Source organism: Acinetobacter sp. 766875, from assembly GCF_000582055.1.
GTDB classification, from domain to species: Bacteria; Pseudomonadota; Gammaproteobacteria; order Pseudomonadales; family Moraxellaceae; genus Acinetobacter; species Acinetobacter nosocomialis.
Genome location: NZ_JEXX01000007.1, coordinates 149,450 through 171,625 on the forward strand (window position 1 = coordinate 149,450; position 22,176 = coordinate 171,625).

Sequence of the window (22,176 nt, forward strand, 5' to 3'; positions counted from 1 at the left end):
TCTAGCATTCACTCAACAAGTCAGTTGATTGAATACGGACAACACCTTGCTGCTGCATGGCTTGCCATGCCTGCTCTAAAGAGCCATTGAGATTAATGCCTTTACAGGCATCTTCAATCACTAAAGTTTTAAAGCCTTGCTTAACCGCATCTAAAGCAGTCCATGCGACACAAAAGTCTGTAGCTATACCGACCACATAAACCGTATCAATGCCGCGCTCTTTTAAGTAACCCGTTAAACCCGTCATGGTGGTGTGGTCTGCTTCCACAAAAGCCGAGTAACTATCAATATGCGCATGAAAACCTTTTCGGATAATCAGTTGAGCTGACGGGATATTTAAATCCGGATGAAACTCGGCATCATGCGTGCCTTGTACACAATGCTTAGGCCAAAGCACTTGCGGTCCATAGTCAAGTTCAATGGTTTCAAATGGCTGCTTACCCGAGTGGTTAGCTGCAAAAGAAATATGATTATCTGGATGCCAGTCTTGTGTAAGAATTACATTTTCAAAACAACCCGCCAATTGGTTAATAGTTGGAATAATTGTATCGGCGTCGGCAACTGCTAAGTTCCCACCTGGCGTAAAACCATTTTGTACATCAACTACGACTAAAGCCGCATTTTGTGGTTGTTTATTCATTTTCATGCCATCTTAAGTCCCATTCGGGAGAAATATGCATTTTATCTTGCCATAAAAAAGACAGTGTTAAGTAGAAACTGGAAGAGTTGCACCATATTGTCATCTTTACTGTCTTTTACTTGAAATGATCAAATTGGCATTCTATGTTTCACTCAAGTTTACATAGGGTTTATCAGTTAAGCATATTGTTCTTATGCGTCTGATCAGTCATAATTTGCATAATTGTCATTCAACAATCTGTTATTGTTAGAACTGGACAATCAAAATACTGCAACCATCCCACATTTTGTTTTTCTTACCTCAGATTCGGATGGATAAATAGGATATTTTTTAAAATGACTCAGCAAGCACAGACCATTCAAGGCTCAATCGTCGCAATTGTCACTCCCATGTTGAAAGATGGCGGTGTAGATTGGAAGGGTCTTGAGAAGCTGGTTGAGTGGCACATAGAACAAGGTACAAACAGTATTGTAGCCGTCGGTACAACCGGCGAAGCCTCAACATTGAGCATGGAAGAGCACACACAGGTTATTAAAGAAATTATTCGTGTAGCCAATAAACGTATTCCAATTATTGCCGGTACTGGTGCAAACTCAACCCGTGAAGCAATCGAATTAACTAAAGCTGCTAAAGACCTCGGTGCTGATGCAGCTTTACTTGTAACGCCATACTATAACAAACCAACCCAAGAAGGCCTTTACCAGCACTACAAGGCAGTTGCTGAAGCTGTTGAATTACCTCTTATTCTCTATAACGTACCTGGTCGTACAGGCGTAGACTTGTCAAACGATACAGCAGTACGTTTAGCAGAGATTCCTAACATTGTGGGTATTAAAGACGCTACAGGTGACGTACCTCGTGGTAAAGCCTTAATTGAAGCTTTAAACGGCAAAATGGCTGTTTACTCAGGTGACGATGAAACTGCATGGGAACTTATGCTTCTTGGCGCAGACGGTAATATCTCGGTTACTGCAAATATTGCACCTAAGGCAATGAGTGAAGTATGCGCGGTTGCAATTGCTAAAGATGAGCCACAAGCGAAGACGCTTAACAATAAGATTGCAAATTTACACAATATTCTATTTTGCGAATCAAACCCAATTCCTGTGAAATGGGCACTACATGAGATGGGACTGATTGATACTGGTATTCGTTTACCACTCACTCCTCTCGCTGAGCAATATCGCGAACCTCTCCGCAATGCCCTAAAAGATGCGGGAATTATTTAATAAGAGCAATTTATGATGCAATTACGTCTTGGTTTAGTCCTTGCAGTTTCAGCCTTAAGTTTAGCTGGCTGTGGTCGCTTCGCACTCAATAATCACTCTTTAGATTATAAAAAAGCAAAGCAACTCGCCCCGCTTGAGTACCCTGCCGATGCAACTGTACGACCAGCGACTCCTTTGTATCCTGCACCAACAGTAGACCAGCTCGCTATCGATCATGCGCCGAAGTTTGAAAACAAGCGTGGCAACCGTTTTGCATTGCCACGTCCTGAACAAACCCAAGCTGATACAGCAGATACATCTGCTCAATCAGGTAGCGCGCTTAGTCGCCCTCAACTTGTAACAGATGGTAATAAGAATCCACTGTTAAAAATTGATGGAAGTACTGCCGAGATTTGGCAATACACCAAAGCAACCTTAAGCACGTTAAATTACAATGTTATCGCTCAAGGCAGTAATCAAGCGACGATTAAAGTAAATGACAAAACTTATGTGCTTAAACTGACTGGTGTTGGCTCTAGTCATAGTCTTGCTCTCTTTAATCCAGACAACACTTTTGCAAGCCCTGATGTTGCTGCGGAAGTGTTAAACCAGATTTACCAAAATTGGCCAGCCTAGTCGTTTACTAGGCATTTTTTTTTAAAAGGTTCCCTCATGTTAAAACAAACCTTGCTCTATACTGGTAAAGCAAAATCTGTATATGAAACAGACAATGCCGACCATCTGATTTTAGTCTTTCGTGATGATGCCTCTGCGTTCAATGGCGAAAAAATCGAACAACTAGATCGTAAAGGCAAGGTGAACAACCGTTTTAACGCCTTCATCATGGAAAAGCTTGCTGAAGCGGGTATCGAAACGCATTTTGAAAAATTGCTTTCTCCAACTGAAGTTCTTGTTAAAAAACTTCAAATGATTCCTGTTGAATGTGTAATCCGTAACTACGCAGCTGGTTCTTTATGCCGTCGTTTAGGTGTAGAAGAAGGTAAAGAGCTTACTCCTCCTACATTTGAATTGTTCTACAAAGATGATGGCCTAGGCGATCCAATGGTTAACGAATCTCAAGCGATTGCTTTAGGTTGGGCGACTGCTGAACAGTTAGAACAAATGAAAGTGTTAACTTATAAAGTAAATGATGTATTAAAAGCATTATTTGCTGAAGGCAACATGATTTTGGTGGACTTCAAACTTGAATTTGGTGTTTTCCATGACCGTATCGTACTTGGTGATGAATTCTCTCCAGACGGTTGCCGTTTATGGGATAAAGATACTAAGAAGAAACTCGACAAAGACCGTTTCCGTCAAGGTTTAGGCGGTGTTGTTGAAGCTTATGAAGAAGTTGCTGCTCGTTTAGGCGTAGATTTATCTGACATCTAATTCGTCAGCTTCATTAAAAAAACCGGGCATTTCAGCTCGGTTTTTTTATTTGCAGTACCCTAGAATTTAAGGAAAGTAGACAGATTTGTATATTTAATTAAATTATGACTTGCACAATCTAAAAACAAAGCACTAAAATCTAAAAAAACATTAATTGCATCACAATAATTAAATTTAAAGTATGGTGAATCCAATGAAACTATTTAAGCCTGAAAAGAAATTAATGAATCACTCGATACATTTTGGTGAAAACCCATTAGTGATTTTATCTAATTTTAGCGACTCTGCTTTGAAACAAGGTTGGAGCCAAGCTGAAGTAGAAACCGTTATTTCTGAAGCTTCTCAAGGTGACTATATGAAACTCATACGTACATTGAGAACATATACATTACTTTAATTCTCTGCGTTGCTATAAGCGCTCAATCTCAAACCTAACTAGTTTATAGAGAACGCTCGCCTTTCACTCGGGCGGTAAATAGTCTTGCCATACGATACTCTTAATCTCTTTTTATACTTAATGGTCTTATCTGGTTAATTACGTTCATCCGTATATTATTTTGCTTACTGCCGTACCCTTCAATTTATAAAAAGACACATAAAGCTGGTAGGAATAAACTGGATTTATCCCGAATGCTGCCTTAACAATGAATAAAAATAATAAGTAAAAAATATTTATTCAGTGAGGAGCAAATCTGATGGATCATGAAATAGAGGAAAAAAAGGTCGAGCAAACCTTAAGCTGGCGTGAAAAAATGGCAGTAGAAGAACACGAGAAACTGTCACCCCGTTTAGTCTATGAAATTATCCGCCGTGATGGTGCGGAAGAACTGGATCGCCCGACAGCTGCACTGATCTTTTCAGGAATTGCTGCTGGTTTGGTCATTAGTTTCTCATTTGTATTTAAAGCGATTATTGCTTCTTATATCCCAACTGATGCCATCTGGACCGATTTAATCACCAATTTTGGTTATACCATTGGGTTCCTGATTGCTATTTTGGGCCACATGCAACTCTTTACCGAAAATACCATTACTACAGTTGTGCCCTTATTTAAACCTTTTAGTTTGGACAAATTACGAGCTGTGGGGCGTTTATGGGGGATTGTGATTCTATGCAATATCATTGGAACAGCTTTGGCGAGTTTATTTTTCCTGACCACAGACCTGTTTACTCCAGACATTGATAAAGCACTAGATGAGCTGGCGCATCATGTTGCATCTTTTTCTGCAATCCAGAACCTGCTTAAAGGGGTTATGTCGGGACTTTTAATTGCCGCATTGGTGTGGATGCTGCCTTCGGTCAGCAATAAATTCCTAGTCATCTTTTTCATGACTTATCTGATAGGACTAGGCGACTTTACCCACGTTGTGGTTGGTTCTACCGAAATGTCCTATCTGGTCTGGCAAGGAGAGGCTTCTATTGGCGAATATCTATTTAATTTTCTAATTCCAACTACTATTGGAAACATTATTGGTGGTACAGGTGTGTTTACCCTACTAATTTACGGTCAGGTCACTGAAGAATTGGATTAGCAAGAAGCAATAGAGAACTATTGCTCCTGCTGCCATCGGCGTTGCTGGAGGCGCTCACCTTCAACTTCACGCTTGTTTCTCGCCGACTCATAAAGTTTAGTTCCCTTCAACTCAGGTGGTAAGTAGTCTTGCAGCACAAAGTGCTCTGGGTAGTCATGAGGATAGAGATAATTAATTCCATAACCTTGCTGTTTCATCAGTTTGGTCGGTGCATTTCTCAAGTGTAAAGGCACTGGTAAATTTGCCGTTTTCTCAGCAAGTTCTAAGGCCTTATTAATCGCCAAATAAGTACTGTTACTTTTCGCGCTGGTTGCTAGGTAAACCGCGGTTTGACCCAAAATAATTCGCGCCTCAGGCATTCCAACTGCCTGTACAGAACGGAAACATTCACCAGCAAGCAATAGCGCATTTGGATTCGAATTTCCAATATCTTCTGAGGCAGCAATCAGCATACGTCTTGCAATAAAAACCGGATCTTCCCCGCCTTTGAGCATACGAGCCATCCAGTACAGAGCAGCATCTGGATCACTACCACGAATCGATTTAATAAAAGCAGAAACGAGGTCGTAATGCTGTTCACCCGATTTGTCATAACGCGCAATATTTTGCTGAGCGACTTTTACAACCACAGCATTGGTAATGGTATTTTCAACTTCTGGCTCAAAAGTACTTGCAATTAAGTCTAGTAAATTTAGTGCTTTACGGGCATCACCTGCTGCAAACTGTAAAAGAGCATCATACTCTTCAATATGAATGTAGCGTTCTTTTAAGAATTTATCGTTTTGAAGTGCATTGTTAAGTAAAGTCTGAATTGCCTCACTGTCTAAACTGTTTAAGGTATAGACCTGACAGCGCGATAAAAGTGCACTATTGACTTCAAAAGACGGGTTTTCAGTGGTCGCACCTATTAAGGTGATTTTTCCTTTTTCCACGGCACCTAATAATGCATCTTGCTGTGATTTATTAAAGCGATGGATTTCGTCAATAAAAACTACAGGTGTGAGTAAATCACCACTTTCTGCAATCACTTCACGTAATTCTTTTACGCCCGTATTCAGCGCAGATAAGCTCACAAACGGACGATCTATTGCCTGAGCTAAAAGCAAAGCAATTGTCGTTTTACCGACGCCTGGAGGCCCCCAAAAAATAATAGAAGGCAAATGTCCCTGATCAATCATTTGACGTAAGGGTGCATGTTCACCTAACAAATGATCTTGCCCAATAATTTCAGACAAGTCTCTCGGGCGCAGGCGTTCAGGAAGTGGAATATGGGTGTCTGACATCTCAAATAGCTTTATCGTCTTTTCACTATAGTCTATTGTGTCTCACAGAAATCTACAATTTGAATCTATGAGACCCATCCTTTATTTACAGGCTAACTCAAGGCCTTAAGAGAGTTTCTTACTCAGCTTGAGTAAGCGAGCATTGGGGCCATCCTCAATTACCCAAATTGAACCGTCTTGTGCTTTATGTAACCCACGAATACGTTGCTTCATCTCTAATCTTTGCACTTCTTTTACGGGCTTATGCTCTAAATCTACAACTACAATGGCTTGTGAAGACAACCCACCAATTAAGGCTTTATTTTGCCATGCCGGAAATTGTTGCCCGCGATAAATAATTAAGCTCGACGGTGAGATTACAGGAGTCCAGTCTATCTCGGGTGCTTTAAACTCTGGGCGAGTGTTATGATCTGGAATAGGCTGACCTGAATAATGATCGCCATTTGAAACAACCGGATACCCATAGTTTTCACCTTTGGTAATAATATTAAGCTCATCACCACCTTTAGGCCCCATCTCAACCACCCATAGCTGTCCTTGGCGATCAAAGGCCATGCCTAAGGGATTACGATGTCCCAGTGACCATATTTCAGCAGTAACACCGCCTTGCTTATAAAAAGGGTTACCTAAGGCTGCTGAACCGTCATCATTTAAACGTAGAATTTTACCCAAATTACTTTTCATGTCTTGGGCAGGGTCAAACTTTTGGCGCTCACCTGAACTGACCCAAAGCTTTCCATCTGCGCCAAAAAGCATACGATGCCCATAATGGCCCTGTCCTGAAACTTTAGGTACTTGCTGCCAAATCTGCTTTATATGGTTAAGTTTTGGCTGATTAGGGTTAGATAAATCTAATTTTGCACGTGAAATCACCGCACCAGATCCACCCTGCCCTTGGGCCGCAAAACTGAGATATATCCAGTGATTTTTGGCAAAGTCCGGGTGCAAGGCTACATCACCTAAACCGCCCTGCCCACCATAACTTACGGCTGGAATACTTTGGACATCCAACATCTGTTTATTTTGTGGATTAAAAATTTTTAATTTACCTTGCCGTTCAGTGACTAATAAACGTTGGTCCGGCAAAGTGGTAATTGCCCAAGGCTCATTAAAATGTGCGACTGCCTCGACCTGATAAACTTGTTTGGCACCACTAGTTTGCTCTGTTTTTGCAGTTGTATTTTGTTCAGGACTTTTTGAATTAGTATTATTAGACCCGCAGGCCATTAACAAGAAGAAACTACTACATAATAAGGGGGCTGCTAGTCGTTTCATCATTTTTATCTCCTTCTCTTTTATTTTTTATATAACGGAGATAGTTAAAAACTTTACGATTAAAATGTTACTTTATTATACGCTGTAATTAAAAATGCCCATCGGGAGCATATTAACGCACCCAACGCACCACATAATCTTCTATGTCATCTTCATGTACATCAGTTTCAGGAATACATCGTCCTGCAACCGACTTTTTCGCCTTAACCACGCTTTGTCTCGTACCCGTATTTAAATAGTGCCAAGAAGGTAAATTCTTGCCTTCATTCAACCGTTTATAGGCACAGCTCGATGGTAACCAGTGTATGGTTTTTAAGCTTTCCGGCGTCAACTGTAAACAGTCAGGAACTTGCTGCTGACGATTTGAATAGTCTGAACAACGTCCGGTAGAGCAATCAAGCAATTTACACGCTACCTTGGTGTAAGCTATTTCATGTGTATCTTCATCTTCTAGCTTGACCAGACAACATAAACCACACCCATCACATAAAGCTTCCCACTCAGGCTGTGTAAGCTGCTCAAGCGTATAATTTTTCCAAAACAATGGACGAAGTGAGGTCTCGGTAGACATAGGTTTTAACAGCTATATACATAAAGCAAACTCAGATTATAGCATTGAAGTAATCTCTGCTTAAGGAAAGAAACCGTATTTTTAGCATCACAAAATGATTGTTTAATATACATTTCAACCACATAAACGACACATTCCGTGTAAAAAACACGCTATATAGTAAAAACACAATGAAAAATAAGGAGGACAGCATATGTTCCGTTGGGCAATAATTTTTGCAGTGATTGCACTCATTGCCAGTCTATTAGGGTTTGGTGGTGTTGCAGGGTTATCTAAAGACTTTGCCGTAATTTTATTAGTTGTGGCTGTAATTCTCGCTGTTATTGGTTTTATTTCGCGAGGCCGAACCTAATTTAATTATGACCATATAAAAAAGAAGGAACCTGTTCCTTCTTTTTTATTGCCCAAATGTTTCTATGTTTTTCTTTTGATGTAGATTTTCACATAGTTATTTATATAGCTTTTATTTTTTATGCTTTAATCAAGTGTATTTAAACCAAGTTAAATTTCAGGATTAATGTCATGAGTACAGCAATTAAAACCCGTGAAATTCAATACACTGCACCAGATGGCAGCCATTTAATTGGTTACTTTGCAGCTCCAGAAAGTGAGACCCCTGTACCCGGTGTCATTATTGGTCCTGAGTGGTGGGGACGTAACGAATACACTGAACAACGTGCGCGTGAACTTGCTGAACACGGCTATGCTGCACTTGCAATTGATATGTATGGCGATAAAAAAGTGACGACGACTGCTGCTCAAGCTTACGAATGGATGATGCAGACATTTGAAGAGTTAGACACAGTGACTGATCGTGCTAGTGCTGGGCTTCAAACTTTGGCTGCTCAACCGGAAGTAAATAGTGAAAAACTTGCAGCAGTAGGTTTTTGCTATGGTGGCAAAGTGGTACTCGATTTAGCTCGCTCAGGTGCTCCCCTCAAAGCAACAGCGACATTCCATGGTACATTAACTCCTAAGGCACCTGCTCAAAAAGGCAACATTCAAGGTGAGGTTCTGGTTCTACATGGTGAACTAGACAGCATGGTCACCTTAGAAGATGTTGCTAATTTTGAAAAAGAGATGCAAGCTGCTGAGGTTAAACATGAAGTAGTGGTTTTAAAGGATGCTAAACATGGCTTTAGTAACCCGCTTGCAGATGAAAGAGCTAAAGCGAACGGCGTAGATCTTGGCTACAACAGCGAAGCGGAAAAACAAGGCCTTGCTAAAATGTACGCTTTATTAGAACGTACTTTAAAATAAAAGAAGCAAATTTGGAGCAAATGGTTCTTTTTTCGCATTTGCTCCCTTAAATCTTTATGACTTTGCAATATTTTTCCTGTATTTTTTAAACCATACTTCAATAACTATACTCCCGTTGAGCTAGAGCAAAGCCTAGTCTTATTTCCCGCACTCGGGGTTTAATGGAATAACATGAGAGGATACAACAATGACTGACAAGAAATGTCCGTATTGCAATTTTGATGAATATGACATCATTGATAAGAATGAATTTGCTGTAATTTTACCTGACCCAAATCCGTTGTCTAAAGGCCACTGTGTAGTGACTCCACTGCGCCATGTAAGTTCGTTTTTTGACATTACCTCTAAAGAGCATGAAAGTTTACTGACACTTCTTGAAATTGCCCGTCATGAAACACAGCTTCGTCATCAACCAGCTGGTTTCCATATTGGCTTTAATGATGGTGAAGTGTTTGGACAAACTTCTGACCATTTCCATATTCATGTCATTCCTTACTATAAAAACCAGCCGTTGAAACTTGATCAACGTTGGGGCGTAAAAGAGGATTAATCCTTTTTTATGCTTGAAGCAGAGACTACTCGTTTTAAAGTAGTCTCTGTTTTAACAGGCTCGTTCTGATTGCTTGCTTTAAACAAAACTTAACCCAAATTTCAGCTATAATTTAGCCCTTACTTTTCTTCTATAGCTGTTCATGCCTGAATTTTCTTTTTCTGATGCCCTCTTAAACTGGTTCGATCACCATGGTCGGCATGATTTGCCTTGGCAAGTCGCAGATGATCCATACAAAGTCTGGGTTTCTGAAATTATGTTACAGCAAACTCAGGTAAAAACAGTTCTTCAATATTTTGACCGCTTTATGGAGCGCTTCCCAACTGTAGAAGCTTTAGGCCATGCAACTTGGGATGAAGTAGCCCCTTATTGGGCAGGTCTTGGCTATTACGCTCGTGCACGCAATTTGCATAAAGCTGCTGGCCTTGTAGCACAGCAAGGCAAATTTCCTGAAACCTTAGAAGAATGGATTGCGCTACCTGGCATTGGTCGCTCGACTGCAGGCGCGCTTATGTCTTTAGGTTTACGTCAGTACGGCGTGATTATGGACGGCAACGTGAAACGCGTTTTAGCTCGTTTCTTTGCCATTGAGGATGACTTAAGCAAACCACAACACGAACGTGAAATGTGGAAACTCGCTGAAGAGCTATGCCCAACCCAACGCAACCATGACTACACTCAAGCGATTATGGACTTGGGTGCAACCATCTGTACACCTAAAAAGCCTCTTTGTTTATATTGCCCAATGCAATCTCATTGTCAGGCTTATCAGCAAGGTTTAGAACAAGAATTACCTTTTAAAAAACCGAAAAAAACACCGCCTGTTAAAACGGCAGATGTTCTTATTATTCAGTGCGAAGATGAATGGTTCTGGCAGCAACGCCAAGCTCATGGTCTATGGGGCGGTTTATTTTGTTTACCTATTTTAGAAAATGAACATGAACGCTTAAAGTTAAGTCAGCAATTTAAACTACAACCTCAACCACAAACTTTTCAGATCAGTCATAGCTTTACTCACTTCACATGGTTACTTAATGCTCATGTGTTCCACGTGGAACCTGATGAGAAAGAACATCTGGCGATTGAACTTGAAGGCCAATGGCTGAGTCCAGAACAAGCTATTGCTAAAGGTGTTCCAACTGCTATGAAAAAATTGATCTCGACAAGCCGTTCATGACATAGTGAGCAAAATAATTTTGATATGGCTGTGACAGGGAGTATTTTGTGCGACGTTTAGTTTCCCATCTCTCACTTGGTTTTCTCATTATTCTATTAGCAGCCTGTGCCAGTGCGCCTAAAAAACCTACCCCGCTTTCACCAGCCCAAGTTAGCAAACTCAAGAGTATGCAGCTTCCAAGTCGGCTTCCTGTTCCGGTAAAAGGTGTCGATCGAGATGAGTTAAAAGACACATGGGGCGCTGCTCGGAGTCAGGGTCGTAGCCACGAAGGAATTGATATTTTGGCTCCACGTGGAACCAAAGTGTACAGTACAACCGAAGGGCTGGTGGCCGATCTTCGTAATAATAACCTCGGTGGCAAAGTCATCTGGATTTTAGGCCCGGCAGGAACATGGCATTATTATGCTCATCTTGATGGACATAAACGTGGCTTAAACGTGGGTGACTATGTCAAAAAGGGCGATCTGATTGGCTATGTCGGCAATACGGGAAATGCACGTTATACTTCACCTCATCTTCATTATGGGCTTTACTTAGATGGTAAAGGTCGTGGTGCTGTTAATCCTTATTCATATTTACGCTAGGAACATTTTATGTCGGAAGCGCTGATCAATCGCTTAGTAGAGTTTGCCGAGTCTGGCAACCAGCAAAAGATCATTCTAAATGGCAATAGCTATCAAGGCTGGATCATGGAAATCAGCGATGATGCCCTACTGATCAGTACCGGTTTTTCAGATAAAGTAGGCAAAGATTTTTGGCTAAAGTTTGAAGACTTAACCCAAGCCGAACTATATTATTGGGATACTCGCCCAAATGAATGGGTACCATTCAAACTCTAAAATACCAAGATAAATATAAGGAGCATCATCATGAAAATTCAACGCTGCGGATGGTGTTCCGATGATCCACTTTATATTGCTTACCATGATGAAGAATGGGGCAAACCAGAACACGACGAAGCTCGACTATTTGAAATGCTTTGTCTTGAAGGCCAACAAGCTGGCTTATCGTGGATTACCGTACTCAAAAAAAGAGAAAGCTACCGCCAGCACTTTTTTAATCATTCTATTGCTGACATTGCCGCATTTACAGATGACTTTTTAGAAACAAAACTGTCCGATGCAGGCTTAATCCGTCACTTAGGTAAACTCAAAGCCATTCGCGATAATGCGATTGCATGGCAAGCCCTCAAAGCCCAAGTTGGTGATGTTTCTAAATGGCTTTGGCAGTTTGTAGATACCACTCCTCAGCACAATGATGTTATAGATTATCGTAAGGCCCCTGCTCAAACTGAGCTCAGTGTAAAGCTATCTAAAACGCTTAAAAAAAATGGTTTCAAATTTGTTGGTCCAACCACCTGCTATGCGTTTATGCAGGCAGTGGGTATGGTCAATGATCATGAAAACGATTGTCAATTTAAAGCTTCATAACCCACCAGAACGGTTCAAATCCGCTTAAGGAGTTTCCGATGAGCAATAATACGATTCAGGCTTATGCAGCAATGCAGGCAGGTGAAAAACTGGTTCCTTACCAATTTGATGCAGGTGAATTACAACCGCATCAGGTTGAAGTAAAAGTTGAATACTGTGGTTTGTGTCATTCTGATATTTCAGTTCTGAACAATGAGTGGCGCTCAACCGTCTACCCCGTAGTTGCAGGCCATGAAATTATTGGAAGAATTGTAGCTTTGGGTTCAAAAGCCAAAGGTCTACAAATTGGGCAACGTGTTGGTATTGGCTGGACCGCTGAAAGTTGCCAAGCGTGTGATGAATGTATTGGTGGTCAGCAAGTACTTTGTACGGGCGAAAATGTCGCAACAATCGTGGGACATGCGGGTGGCTTTGCCGATAAAGTTCGTGCAGGCTGGCAATGGGCCATTCCCCTTCCAGATGATTTAGACGCTGAAAGTGCTGGGCCCCTACTTTGCGGCGGAATTACCGTTTTTGACCCACTCCTCAAACACAAAATACAAGCAACGCATCATGTGGGTGTGATTGGTATTGGCGGTTTAGGTCATATCGCCATTAAGCTACTCAAAGCTTGGGGCTGTGAAATCACTGCTTTTAGTTCTAACCCAGATAAAACCGAAGAACTCAAAGCAATGGGAGCCGACCATGTAGTAAATAGCCGCGATACAGAAGCGGTAAAAGCTCAAAAAGGTAAATTTGATTTATTGCTGAGTACCGTAAATGTGACTTTAAATTGGCGAGCTTTTATTTCTACGTTAGCACCAAACGGTTCGTTGCACTTCTTAGGGCTGACTTTAGAACCTGTTCCTGTTTCTGTCGGCTCACTTATTGATGGTGCCAAATCAGTAACAGGCTCACCTACTGGTTCACCTGCTGCTCTACGCCAACTTTTAAAGTTTGCCGCACGCAAAAAAATCGCACCTCAAATTGAGCTATTTCCAATGTCACAGCTCAATGAAGCAATTGAACGTCTACACTCAGGTCAGGCACGCTATCGCATTGTGCTTAAGGCAGACTTTGCAGAATAAAACTAACTCACCGTTTTCATCTGTTGTCGCGACCAGTCTGCCAAGCTCATAATTGCTTGGCGGACATCGGCAGTTAACTCATGGCCTGCGTTTAAACGAATGAAATGTCGATAGCGTTCATCCTCACCAAAAACATGACCCGGTACCACCGTAATTCCCTGAGCTTGGGCAGTGTAATAGAGCGCTAAACTATCTACACTCTTAGGTAACTGTATCCATAATGCATATCCGCCTTCGGGCTGGCTCAATGCAATTGGTATACCTTCAAAAGCTTTTAAAATACAGCTACGGTATTCTTCGACTTGTCGCATTAAATTTGGTCTTAACTGCTCTAAATGCTCTCGATAACCACGACTATAAATAAAATCAGCTAGACCTAACTGCAAGGGTGTATTCACGCCAATATTACTTACCAGCAGTTCAAGTTTTAAATGTTCTAGCTTTGTTGTTAAACAAAACCATCCTACTCGATACGCACTCGACAAAGACTTAGAAACCGAACCACACCAAACCACATAACCTTCGCGGTCCCAATATCGAATGGGTAATGGTCGCTCACTACTGTAGCCACATTCACCAAAAATATCGTCTTCAATAATAAAACACTGATACTTTGCAGCTAATTCAGCAATCTTCTGTTTCTCTGCATTACTAAAACAATATCCCAATGGATTTTGATAATTGGCTGTCATTAAGCAAACTTTTGCTAAACCTTGCTGCATTAAGGATTCTAAGCGCTCAAGATCAATGCCACGATGATCTGCCGGAATCTCAACAATTTGACGTTTTAAACTTGCTAATAACTGTAAATGACCATTGTAGGTAGGTGTAGGAATAAGAATACTATCACCCACTTCAGTGAGTTTCTGAATCACTAAAGACAATGCAGGCATACAGCCATTGGTAATAAAAATATCTTCCGGAGCGATGTAAATACCATCTTCACGCCAATGATCGGTTAGCGCTTTTCTTAATTGTTCATGGCCTTGTTTATTACAATAAAGAAAATCTTGAGGCTGACAATTTTTTAAAGCACGTTGAATAGAACGACGTAAACCTTCTACAGGAATAAAGTGGGGCGTTAACTGAATCGATCCCAAAGGTACAAGATGACTTTGTAAGGCAGCTTCCTGAATTTGGTTATGCAACTCCAGATTTGAGACATGCCGAGGCAAAGATAAGAAATCCGGACTATCCGGAATAGGGCTAGATGGGGTGCGAGCAACCACAAAATAACCTGACTTCGGCTTTACATAAATGAGTCCCCTCGCCTCAAGTAATTCATAGCAACTTTTTGCTGTACTTAAACTAATACCTTGTTGACGGGCAAAATCTCGTAAGGAAATAAGCTTCTGATGAGGTTTCAGTTCATCTTGATAAATACGGTGTGCTAACTGATTGGCAAGAACCTGATATTGGAAAGTCATTCTGTGCTGCTTTTTTAAAAATTTCTGTATCTGTACTGGTTTATAGAACACCTTTAGGCTATGAAAATCAACTCAGAGAATAGCAAACCAATGAAATTAAAAGCTATATTGTTATTTACTATTGTTTTAGCAGGTTGCCAACCACAGCCCAAAAATGAGCAGCACAGACACACGGTTTGCCAAAGTTTGATTGAAGGTTATTTAAAAATGACCAACCAACAAGACTACAAAATGGAACAGCGAACTGATGACGAGACCAGTGAGATTTCTCATTATCAATATAAACGAAATAGCTCAAATGAAGTTGTCATGATGAATTCAGTTTATTCGAACTTATATTTTAGCTGCCGAGACCAGCAAAAAAGCTATTTTCTTTTCCAACATTCAGCAGAAGGACAAACAATTCCCATTTTAGAAGTTCATTTTCCAAGTGATATCTATGGAACTTTTAGAGACAGGTTTTAAAACCATCTTTTAACTGTTCTGCCAAAAACTCAATAAATAAGCGTATTCGTTTTGGTAGATGCTCTTGTTGATAATACACAGCATGGATGCTTTGATATTGATGTTCAATTTGATCTTCAAATAATGCAATCAATCTCCCTTCTTCCATATCTTTCCAAATTTCAAATTCAGATAGCCGTGCAATACCATGTCCTCTAATCGTCAGCTGGCGCACAGTCTCACCACTAGAAGCTTTAATGTTTGCTTGTGCGAAAAAATATTCGTCACCGATTTTAATTGGCCAGCTATTGATATATGTCGGTCTGGTAAAACCAATCAAATCATGCTGCTTAAGTTCTTCAGGTTGTGTTGGTGTTCCCTTAAAAGCTAGATAGTCAGGACTTGCCACAATATATAAACGGCTCTTACATACCAATTTGGCGTGCAGACTAGAGTCATTAAGCTCCCCAAATCGAAATGCGACATCGGTTTTATGCTGAAGTAAGTCAATCACCTGATCATTACTATTTAACTCGATTTCAATATCGGGATAACACTCACGGAACTTATGCATTAATGGTGCAATCACGTGCAAAACAAACGGTGTAGCGGAATCAACACGAATAAGGCCAGCAGTCCCCTGATCAGACTTTTGTAGTTCTTCTTCGGCCGCATTCAGTTCATTTAAAATTTTTCGAGCCTTCGTAAGGAACTGTTGCCCTTCTTGAGTGAGTTTTAGTTTACGCGTTGTTCGTTCTAACAACGTCACATCTAACTTCGCTTCCAAACGTGTTAAAGATCGACTCACCCCTGAAGGTGTTTGCTTTAAATGTTCTGCTGCCGCCACAAATGAACCTGTATCAACAATTGTGATAAAGGCAATAAGTTCTTCAATTGTTGATTTCATGGTTTATTCTATTATTGACTAAACTTCAAAGATATTTTGCTTATTCATCTATTTTTTCGCAACAATAAAAAAAGCAAAATGCACCTCAAGTTAAACAATTATTTAATTTCAGGTGAATACATGAATATCCCACGTTTTGGTCTAGGAACTTTCCGCCTTAAAGAACAAGCTGTGATTGATTCTGTTAAAAATGCGCTAGATGTCGGTTATCGTGCAATTGATACTGCTCAAATTTATGAAAATGAAGCTGCAATTGGTCAAGCGATTGCTGAAAGTGGCGTATCACGTCAGGACTTATTTTTAACTACAAAAATCTGGGTAGATAATTTTGCCCAAGAGAAGTTTATTCCAAGCTTAAAAGAGAGCTTACAAAAGCTTCGTACTGAACATGTCGATTTAACTTTGATTCACTGGCCAGCACCGGACTTAGGTGTTTCGATTCCTGAAATCATGCAGCTTTTACTTGAAGCAAAACAACAAGGCTTAACCAAACAAATTGGTATTTCGAACTTCAATATTGCACTTACCCAACAAGCAATTGACACAATTGGTGTAGAGCATATTGCAACGAACCAGATTGAGCTGAGTCCTTATCTTCAAAACCATAAACTTGTAAATTTCTTACAAGAGAAGAATATTGATGTCACTTCATACATGACGCTTGCATACGGCAAAGTGCTTCACGACCCTGTTTTAGCTGAAATTGCGGCAGCAAATAAAGCGTCAACAGCACAAATTGCACTGGCATGGGCATTGCAACGTGGTTTTGCAGTTATTCCATCTTCGACTAAACGTGAAAACCTGATTAGCAACTTAAAAGCACAGGATATCGAGTTAACTGCGGCTGAAATGCAAATGATTGCTGAGCTCGACCGTAATGGCCGTGAAGTTAGCCCAGAGCCATGGGCACCTGTTTGGGACTAAACTCATGAACACTCAATCAAATACAGCGTTCTCGTTATTGGCCTTGGCAATTGGTGCCTTTGCTATTGGTACCACGGAATTTTCTCCAATGGGATTGCTACCGAATATCGCTCATGATTTAGGTATTTCAATTCCAACAGCCGGAATGTTAATTACAGGCTATGCACTTGGCGTAATGCTCGGTGCCCCCTTCATGACCCTATGGTTTGGTGGTTTTGCACGACGTAATGCGCTTATTTTTTTGATGGCGATCTTTACGGTGGGTAACCTGATTGCAGCGTTTTCACCAAGCTATATGAGCTTATTAGGTGCACGTCTCATTACAAGCCTGAACCACGGCGCCTTTTTCGGGATTGGCTCTGTTGTAGCAGCGAGTATTGTACCTGCGCACAAACAAGCCAGTGCTGTAGCAACCATGTTTATGGGTTTAACCATTGCCAATATTGGTGGTGTGCCTTTGGCAACATGGGTTGGGCAAAATATTGGCTGGCGTATGTCTTTCCTTGCAATCTCCGTGCTCGGCATCATTACTATGCTCGCTTTATGGAAAGCACTACCGCAAGGTATGGTTGCCCAAAAACCTAATGTAAAGGCCGAGTTGAAGGTATTAACGCGTACTCCTGTGGTGCTTGCATTACTCACCACCGTACTTGGTGCAGGAGCAATGTTTACGCTCTATACCTATATAGCGCCAAGTTTGACTGAGTTTACCCATGCTTCACCAACCTTCATTACGTTCATGTTAGTGTTGATTGGTGTCGGTTTCTCGATTGGTAACCATTTAGGTGGCCGTTTTGCAGATTTGTCCATCAACAAAACTCTGATTGGTTTCCTGGTACTGTTGATTGTGATGATGGTGACTTTCCCAATTCTTGCTCAAAGCCAGATTGGAGCAGCCATTGCGTTGGTGATATGGGGTGCAGCAACCTTTGCTTTAGTACCACCCTTACAAATGCGTGTCATGTCAGTGGCTCACGAAGCTCCAGGGCTTGCCTCTTCAGTAAATATCGGTGCGTTTAACCTAGGTAATGCAGTCGGTGCCGCAGCAGGTGCGTTAGTACTCGATTTAGGTTGGGGTTATAGCGCAGTATCATTTGCTGGTGCATTATTGGCGGGGTTAGGTTTGTTATTGGTTCTATTCCAAATCAAACGTGAAAGCAGCCCGACACAAGCTTTGCAACAGTGTTCAGATTAATAAAAAAAGCGCCTGAGATCAGGCGCTTTTTTTCACTTACTTATTTTAAAATATCGGGTAATTTAGGTTGCTCATAAATCGGGTTCATTACTTCCCGCTTCATTTTAAGCAGCATCTGATATGGTTGCTGCTGAACAAACATATTTACGAAACTTAAAGGAATTGAACCAGCTGGGTCAGCGTAGCCACTCGTGGTTACTTTAACTTTGTTATTCGCTAATTTCTGGAACGTCCATTCACCTTCATAACGGGTTAAACGAACCACATCGGGTTGAGTCGGATAATTACTATTAATCGCTGTGTTCTTAATCGTAATAACACCATTAGCGGCTTTACTCATTTTTCCTTTAACAACTACATCGCGATCTTTTAGGGGAAAAGGAAAATCTAATACCATATATAAAGTAAATTCACCCTTCTTCTCATCTTGAGAGAGCATTTCAACTTTACCCATATAAGGAACCCATTGCGCTGCGCGATTTACATCTAAAATTACCGCAACAGCACGCTCAATGGGTACATCAAAGGTTGTTTCAGCTTTGTATTGAAAGACTGGATTATCGGCCTTTTGATAGGTCCAGACTTTAATATGATTACGGTCTAGACTGAGTTTAGCCTTGTCTGTAGAGGCAGCCCCTGCACAGAGGCTGCTTAAGCAAAGAAGAGTGGTTAAAGCAATTTGTTTTTTATTCATGTTCTGCTCTATCTTGTTTTTCTCGCCACATATAGGACGTGTACAGATGGTTTACACCTGTACGTCGTTCAACCCTAACACATCTTTCATATCGTATTTGTGCGCTTCACGACCTACAACCCATGCAGCAGCACGTACTGCACCAGCAGCAAAGTTCATACGGTTAGTGGCTTTATGAGTCACTTCAACGCGCTCACCCTCACCAATAAACATGACAGTATGTTCACCAACAATATCGCCACCACGGATGGTCTCAAAACCAATGGTTTGACGATCACGTGGACCGGTATGCCCTTCACGACCATAAACAGCAACTTCTTTTAAGTTACGGCCTAAAGTATCAGCAATCGCCTCACCCATCATGAGTGCTGTACCAGATGGTGCATCTACTTTATGACGGTGATGAGCCTCAATCACTTCAATATCTACTGTATCGCCAAATACTTTTGCTGCAAGCTCAAGTAACTTGATTGATACATTTACGCCAACAGAATAGTTTGCCGCATATACAACAGGTATGTGTTTTGCCGTTTCATCAAGCTCAGCTTTTTGTTCATCGGACATACCCGTTGTTCCAATCACTATAGCTACCCCAGCTTCACGACATAACTTTAGATGCTCAGATGTCGCAGCAGGAGTCGAAAAGTCAATTACAACGTCACAGTCTTTAAGAACCTCAGCCAAGCTTCCGGTAAGCTTCACTCCAATTGAACCAATTCCTGCAAGTTCACCAGCATCAGCACCGATTAAAGTACTTTCTGGGCGTACAACAGCAGCTCCCAATTGATAACCTGCTTGTTGAACTGCCTGAATAAGTATACGACCCATACGGCCGCCTGCACCCAAAATACCAATGCGTGGAGCTGCTGACATAATCCTTCCCAATCTTGTGTTTTACGTAATTGGCTTACTATATCAAAACTCTTTGCTCACAATAAAAAGTAAAAAATATTTTTTAAGATGAACCGAAATTTAAACAGTTTTCACAAAAGTTAAAGAATTGATCTGCACACTACTGAGCCACGAATGAAAAAAAGATGACTATAAGGAGTTCAGCATGCATTCGAAAATTATGGGCTTAATAGCCATTATGGGGATGATGAGTTCAATGGCATTTGCAGAGCCTGCAATCCAACCTGGGGACACACTAGAAAGCTTATCTAAAGCACGCGTTACCACAAATGTAAATTCTCAGGCAGCAACACCTACACCTCAAACAAGTGTGGCAAGCAATACTAATGCTGAAGTTAAAGTCGAGGATATCGACCTGATCATTGAAGAAAAAACCGCAGAAGTAGAAGCAGTAAAAGTAGCTGTACATCCAGTGACTCAAGCTACTGTCGAGGCTGTAGTAGCTCCAGTTGCATCAAACGAACTTATTGTAAGTGTTGACGATATTGATGTCGCTCATCCTACAGAGTAATCGCTAGTCATTTTCTTTTAAGCAGAATAACAATAATAAGATAAATCAGCGCAATAAAAAGGCGGATATTTTTTGAATATCCGCCTTCTTTTTAATTTCTGATCTAATCAATCATTAATCGAATAAGCGATCAAAGAATGATTTTTTCTTTGGTGAAGAGGCACTGTCTTCGCCATCGAAAGATGCTTGTAATTCTTTAAGCAATTCACGTTGACGAGAGGTTAAGTTGACTGGTGTTTCTACCACGATACGGCAAAGTAAATCACCCACCATACTGCTACGTACAGGGCGCACACCTTTACCACGTAAACGGAATAATTTACCTGTTTGAGTTCCCTCAGGAATCTTCAAGCTAACGCGACCTTCCAACGTTGGAATTTCAATTTCTTTACCAAGTGCAGCATCCGCAATGCTTACTGGTACGTCCATATATAAATCGGCGCCATCACGTTGGAAAATTTCGTGTTCACGAACCACCACTTCAACGTATAAGTCACCAGCTTGACCATCACGGATCGCCTCGCCTTTACCACTTAAACGAACGCGGTCACCGTTGTCGACACCCGCTGGAATAGTGACTTCTAATGTTTGCTGACGATCAGCTACACCTGAACCATGACATGCATGGCATGGGTTCTTAATAATTTTGCCTTGGCCACGACATGTGCCGCAAGTTTGTTGTACAGAGAAGAAACCTTGCTGCATACGCACTTGTCCTGAACCATGACAAGTTTTACAAGTTTCTACATCTTTTGGATTTTTAGAGCCTTTACCATCACACACGTCACATGGTGCCGGAGCAGTAAAGGTAATTGTTTTCTTAACCCCTTTTACAGCTTCCTCAAGGGTAAGTTCCATTACATAGCGTAAATCTGAACCGCGACGTTGGCGTTGCTGACGTCCACCGCCACCAAACGCTCCACCAAAGATATCACCGAACTGGCTAAAAATATCTTCTGCACTGAAACCGCCAAAGCCACCACCAGCGCCACCAAAGCCACCTTCAAACGCATTATGTCCCATACGGTCATACATGCTGCGTTTTTCGCTGTCCGATAAAATCTCATAAGCTTCTGAAGCTTCTTTAAATTTTTCTTCAGCCTCGGCATTGTCAGGGTTTCTGTCAGGATGATATTTCATCGCCAATTTACGATAGGCTTTTTTGATCTCATCATCACTTGCGGTTTTTGAAACGCCTAAAACCTCATAATAATCACGTTTAGCCATGTTTGGCGGTGCTCCTCACGGAAATTTTATCAATACTCTATTGCCGACTAAATGGGGGGCTTTAGCCGAATTTACAAGGGGAAAACTTTCAAAAAACAGATATATTAAAAAACTGCCTTATTTTTTAAATATTTAGACAAGCCTTTTAACCATGCATTTAATAAAAATAACCAAGCAATAGCGCTAAAAACAACACCAGCAACTGTTGATGCCGTTACCCAAAGGTTACTGTTCCATGCAAAAAAGAAAAGAGGAATAAACCAAACAACAGCAAAAACTGACATGAAGAGGAATAGAATACCATTGCGCATAATCCAGAGCGCATGAGCATGAATCCAAACTTCCGCATCATCCACAACAGCTACTTTACGAGCGACCAGATAAGCAAAGGCCGCAAAAATAACCGTAAACAATGCAAGAAACATGAACGCATAAGAAATCACAATATAACGGCGATGCTGTTCGATATGGTCTTGCCCCATCTGTATTTCACCTCAATTCACTGCACTGTGCCTATTTTTTATGCAGTGAAATAATCCTGTATTTTTTG

27 protein-coding genes are annotated in these 22,176 nt (G+C 41.1%); 17 read left to right on the forward strand and 10 right to left on the reverse strand.

Annotation, left to right across the window (positions count from 1 at the left end):
- Nucleotide 1 precedes the first annotated feature (1 nt).
- Nucleotides 2-646 (reverse strand): bifunctional nicotinamidase/pyrazinamidase, encoded by a 645-nt coding sequence (gene pncA, locus J576_RS08875; RefSeq protein WP_002053868.1) that lies wholly within the window; start codon nucleotides 644-646, stop codon nucleotides 2-4.
- 329 nt (nucleotides 647-975) lie between these two features.
- Between pncA and dapA the strand changes: the two genes are divergently transcribed.
- From dapA to J576_RS08900, 5 genes are all read left to right on the forward strand, one after another.
- Complete coding sequence (gene dapA / locus J576_RS08880) at nucleotides 976-1,869, forward strand: 4-hydroxy-tetrahydrodipicolinate synthase (protein WP_002054045.1); 894 nt, start codon at nucleotides 976-978, stop codon at nucleotides 1,867-1,869.
- Nucleotides 1,870-1,884: 15 nt separating this feature from the next.
- Entirely contained in the window at nucleotides 1,885-2,484 is a 600-nt protein-coding gene (locus tag J576_RS08885) for a hypothetical protein (protein ID WP_002053789.1), read from the forward strand.
- A 36-nt stretch (nucleotides 2,485-2,520) separates the two neighbouring features.
- A complete protein-coding gene (purC, locus tag J576_RS08890) occupies nucleotides 2,521-3,240 on the forward strand; it encodes a phosphoribosylaminoimidazolesuccinocarboxamide synthase (RefSeq protein ID WP_000917863.1) in 720 nt (239 codons plus the stop codon).
- A gap of 193 nt (nucleotides 3,241-3,433) precedes the next feature.
- A complete protein-coding gene (locus tag J576_RS08895; RefSeq protein ID WP_002053827.1) occupies nucleotides 3,434-3,637 on the forward strand; it encodes a hypothetical protein in 204 nt (67 codons plus the stop codon).
- A gap of 298 nt (nucleotides 3,638-3,935) precedes the next feature.
- Entirely contained in the window at nucleotides 3,936-4,772 is an 837-nt protein-coding gene (locus J576_RS08900; protein ID WP_002054022.1) for a formate/nitrite transporter family protein, read from the forward strand.
- 17 nt (nucleotides 4,773-4,789) lie between these two features.
- Here the strand turns inward: J576_RS08900 and J576_RS08905 are convergent, their stop codons facing one another.
- The 3 genes from J576_RS08905 to J576_RS08915 all read right to left on the reverse strand — a co-directional run bounded on the left by J576_RS08905 (nucleotide 4,790) and on the right by J576_RS08915 (nucleotide 7,901).
- The gene (locus J576_RS08905) at nucleotides 4,790-6,055 is read right to left on the reverse strand and encodes a replication-associated recombination protein A (RefSeq protein ID WP_001285409.1); all 1,266 of its coding nucleotides are present in this window, start codon (nucleotides 6,053-6,055) and stop codon (nucleotides 4,790-4,792) included.
- A 105-nt stretch (nucleotides 6,056-6,160) separates the two neighbouring features.
- Nucleotides 6,161-7,333 carry a PQQ-dependent sugar dehydrogenase gene (locus J576_RS08910; protein ID WP_002053835.1) on the reverse strand — a complete coding sequence of 391 codons (1,173 nt, stop codon included), beginning with the start codon at nucleotides 7,331-7,333 and terminating at the stop codon, nucleotides 6,161-6,163.
- A gap of 109 nt (nucleotides 7,334-7,442) precedes the next feature.
- A complete protein-coding gene (locus J576_RS08915) occupies nucleotides 7,443-7,901 on the reverse strand; it encodes a YcgN family cysteine cluster protein (protein WP_002053896.1) in 459 nt (152 codons plus the stop codon).
- A gap of 193 nt (nucleotides 7,902-8,094) precedes the next feature.
- On the opposite strand from J576_RS08915, the gene J576_RS08920 reads away from it, so the two are divergent.
- From J576_RS08920 to ahr, 8 genes are all read left to right on the forward strand, one after another.
- On the forward strand, nucleotides 8,095-8,253 hold the full coding sequence (locus J576_RS08920; RefSeq protein WP_002053759.1) for a DUF1328 domain-containing protein: 159 nt from the start codon (nucleotides 8,095-8,097) through the stop codon (nucleotides 8,251-8,253).
- A gap of 170 nt (nucleotides 8,254-8,423) precedes the next feature.
- Complete coding sequence (locus J576_RS08925) at nucleotides 8,424-9,161, forward strand: dienelactone hydrolase family protein (RefSeq protein WP_002053958.1); 738 nt, start codon at nucleotides 8,424-8,426, stop codon at nucleotides 9,159-9,161.
- Between the two features lie 187 nt (nucleotides 9,162-9,348).
- Nucleotides 9,349-9,711: an HIT family protein gene (locus J576_RS08930; RefSeq protein ID WP_002053765.1), complete on the forward strand. Its 363-nt coding sequence runs from the start codon at nucleotides 9,349-9,351 to the stop codon at nucleotides 9,709-9,711.
- 142 nt (nucleotides 9,712-9,853) lie between these two features.
- Nucleotides 9,854-10,888 carry an A/G-specific adenine glycosylase gene (mutY, locus tag J576_RS08935; RefSeq protein WP_002054050.1) on the forward strand — a complete coding sequence of 345 codons (1,035 nt, stop codon included), beginning with the start codon at nucleotides 9,854-9,856 and terminating at the stop codon, nucleotides 10,886-10,888.
- Nucleotides 10,889-10,935: 47 nt separating this feature from the next.
- Nucleotides 10,936-11,472 (forward strand): M23 family metallopeptidase, encoded by a 537-nt coding sequence (locus tag J576_RS08940; RefSeq protein ID WP_002053894.1) that lies wholly within the window; start codon nucleotides 10,936-10,938, stop codon nucleotides 11,470-11,472.
- A gap of 9 nt (nucleotides 11,473-11,481) precedes the next feature.
- Complete coding sequence (locus J576_RS08945) at nucleotides 11,482-11,727, forward strand: hypothetical protein (RefSeq protein ID WP_001287365.1); 246 nt, start codon at nucleotides 11,482-11,484, stop codon at nucleotides 11,725-11,727.
- A gap of 30 nt (nucleotides 11,728-11,757) precedes the next feature.
- The gene (locus J576_RS08950) at nucleotides 11,758-12,318 is read left to right on the forward strand and encodes a DNA-3-methyladenine glycosylase I (RefSeq protein WP_002053872.1); all 561 of its coding nucleotides are present in this window, start codon (nucleotides 11,758-11,760) and stop codon (nucleotides 12,316-12,318) included.
- A 38-nt stretch (nucleotides 12,319-12,356) separates the two neighbouring features.
- A complete protein-coding gene (ahr, locus tag J576_RS08955; RefSeq protein ID WP_002053758.1) occupies nucleotides 12,357-13,385 on the forward strand; it encodes an NADPH-dependent aldehyde reductase Ahr in 1,029 nt (342 codons plus the stop codon).
- A gap of 2 nt (nucleotides 13,386-13,387) precedes the next feature.
- On the opposite strand, the gene J576_RS08960 is transcribed toward ahr, so the two are convergent.
- The gene (locus J576_RS08960) at nucleotides 13,388-14,812 is read right to left on the reverse strand and encodes an aminotransferase-like domain-containing protein (protein WP_002054053.1); all 1,425 of its coding nucleotides are present in this window, start codon (nucleotides 14,810-14,812) and stop codon (nucleotides 13,388-13,390) included.
- A 90-nt stretch (nucleotides 14,813-14,902) separates the two neighbouring features.
- On the opposite strand from J576_RS08960, the gene J576_RS08965 reads away from it, so the two are divergent.
- Nucleotides 14,903-15,277: a hypothetical protein gene (locus tag J576_RS08965; protein WP_002054073.1), complete on the forward strand. Its 375-nt coding sequence runs from the start codon at nucleotides 14,903-14,905 to the stop codon at nucleotides 15,275-15,277.
- Here the strand turns inward: J576_RS08965 and J576_RS08970 are convergent.
- On the reverse strand, nucleotides 15,261-16,163 hold the full coding sequence (locus tag J576_RS08970; protein WP_002053880.1) for a LysR family transcriptional regulator: 903 nt from the start codon (nucleotides 16,161-16,163) through the stop codon (nucleotides 15,261-15,263). The genes J576_RS08965 and J576_RS08970 overlap by 17 nt on opposite strands.
- A 120-nt stretch (nucleotides 16,164-16,283) precedes the next feature.
- On the opposite strand from J576_RS08970, the gene dkgB reads away from it, so the two are divergent.
- Entirely contained in the window at nucleotides 16,284-17,087 is an 804-nt protein-coding gene (dkgB, locus tag J576_RS08975) for a 2,5-didehydrogluconate reductase DkgB (RefSeq protein WP_002054051.1), read from the forward strand.
- 4 nt (nucleotides 17,088-17,091) lie between these two features.
- Complete coding sequence (locus J576_RS08980) at nucleotides 17,092-18,282, forward strand: MFS transporter (RefSeq protein WP_002054027.1); 1,191 nt, start codon at nucleotides 17,092-17,094, stop codon at nucleotides 18,280-18,282.
- A gap of 40 nt (nucleotides 18,283-18,322) precedes the next feature.
- On the opposite strand, the gene J576_RS08985 is transcribed toward J576_RS08980, so the two are convergent.
- Nucleotides 18,323-18,976 carry an START domain-containing protein gene (locus tag J576_RS08985; protein WP_002054056.1) on the reverse strand — a complete coding sequence of 218 codons (654 nt, stop codon included), beginning with the start codon at nucleotides 18,974-18,976 and terminating at the stop codon, nucleotides 18,323-18,325.
- A 51-nt stretch (nucleotides 18,977-19,027) separates the two neighbouring features.
- Nucleotides 19,028-19,849: a 4-hydroxy-tetrahydrodipicolinate reductase gene (gene dapB / locus J576_RS08990; RefSeq protein ID WP_002053870.1), complete on the reverse strand. Its 822-nt coding sequence runs from the start codon at nucleotides 19,847-19,849 to the stop codon at nucleotides 19,028-19,030.
- Between the two features lie 184 nt (nucleotides 19,850-20,033).
- Here dapB and J576_RS08995 point away from each other — a divergent pair, with 184 nt between their 5' ends.
- Nucleotides 20,034-20,399 (forward strand): hypothetical protein, encoded by a 366-nt coding sequence (locus J576_RS08995; protein ID WP_002053985.1) that lies wholly within the window; start codon nucleotides 20,034-20,036, stop codon nucleotides 20,397-20,399.
- A gap of 114 nt (nucleotides 20,400-20,513) precedes the next feature.
- Here J576_RS08995 and dnaJ read toward each other — a convergent pair whose 3' ends face one another.
- Together dnaJ and J576_RS09005 are read right to left on the reverse strand one after the other, a co-directional pair.
- On the reverse strand, nucleotides 20,514-21,626 hold the full coding sequence (gene dnaJ, locus J576_RS09000; protein ID WP_001119029.1) for a molecular chaperone DnaJ: 1,113 nt from the start codon (nucleotides 21,624-21,626) through the stop codon (nucleotides 20,514-20,516).
- A 104-nt stretch (nucleotides 21,627-21,730) separates the two neighbouring features.
- Nucleotides 21,731-22,108, reverse strand: a complete 378-nt coding sequence (locus J576_RS09005) for a hypothetical protein (protein WP_002053984.1) — start codon at nucleotides 22,106-22,108, stop codon at nucleotides 21,731-21,733.
- Nucleotides 22,109-22,176 lie beyond the last annotated feature (68 nt).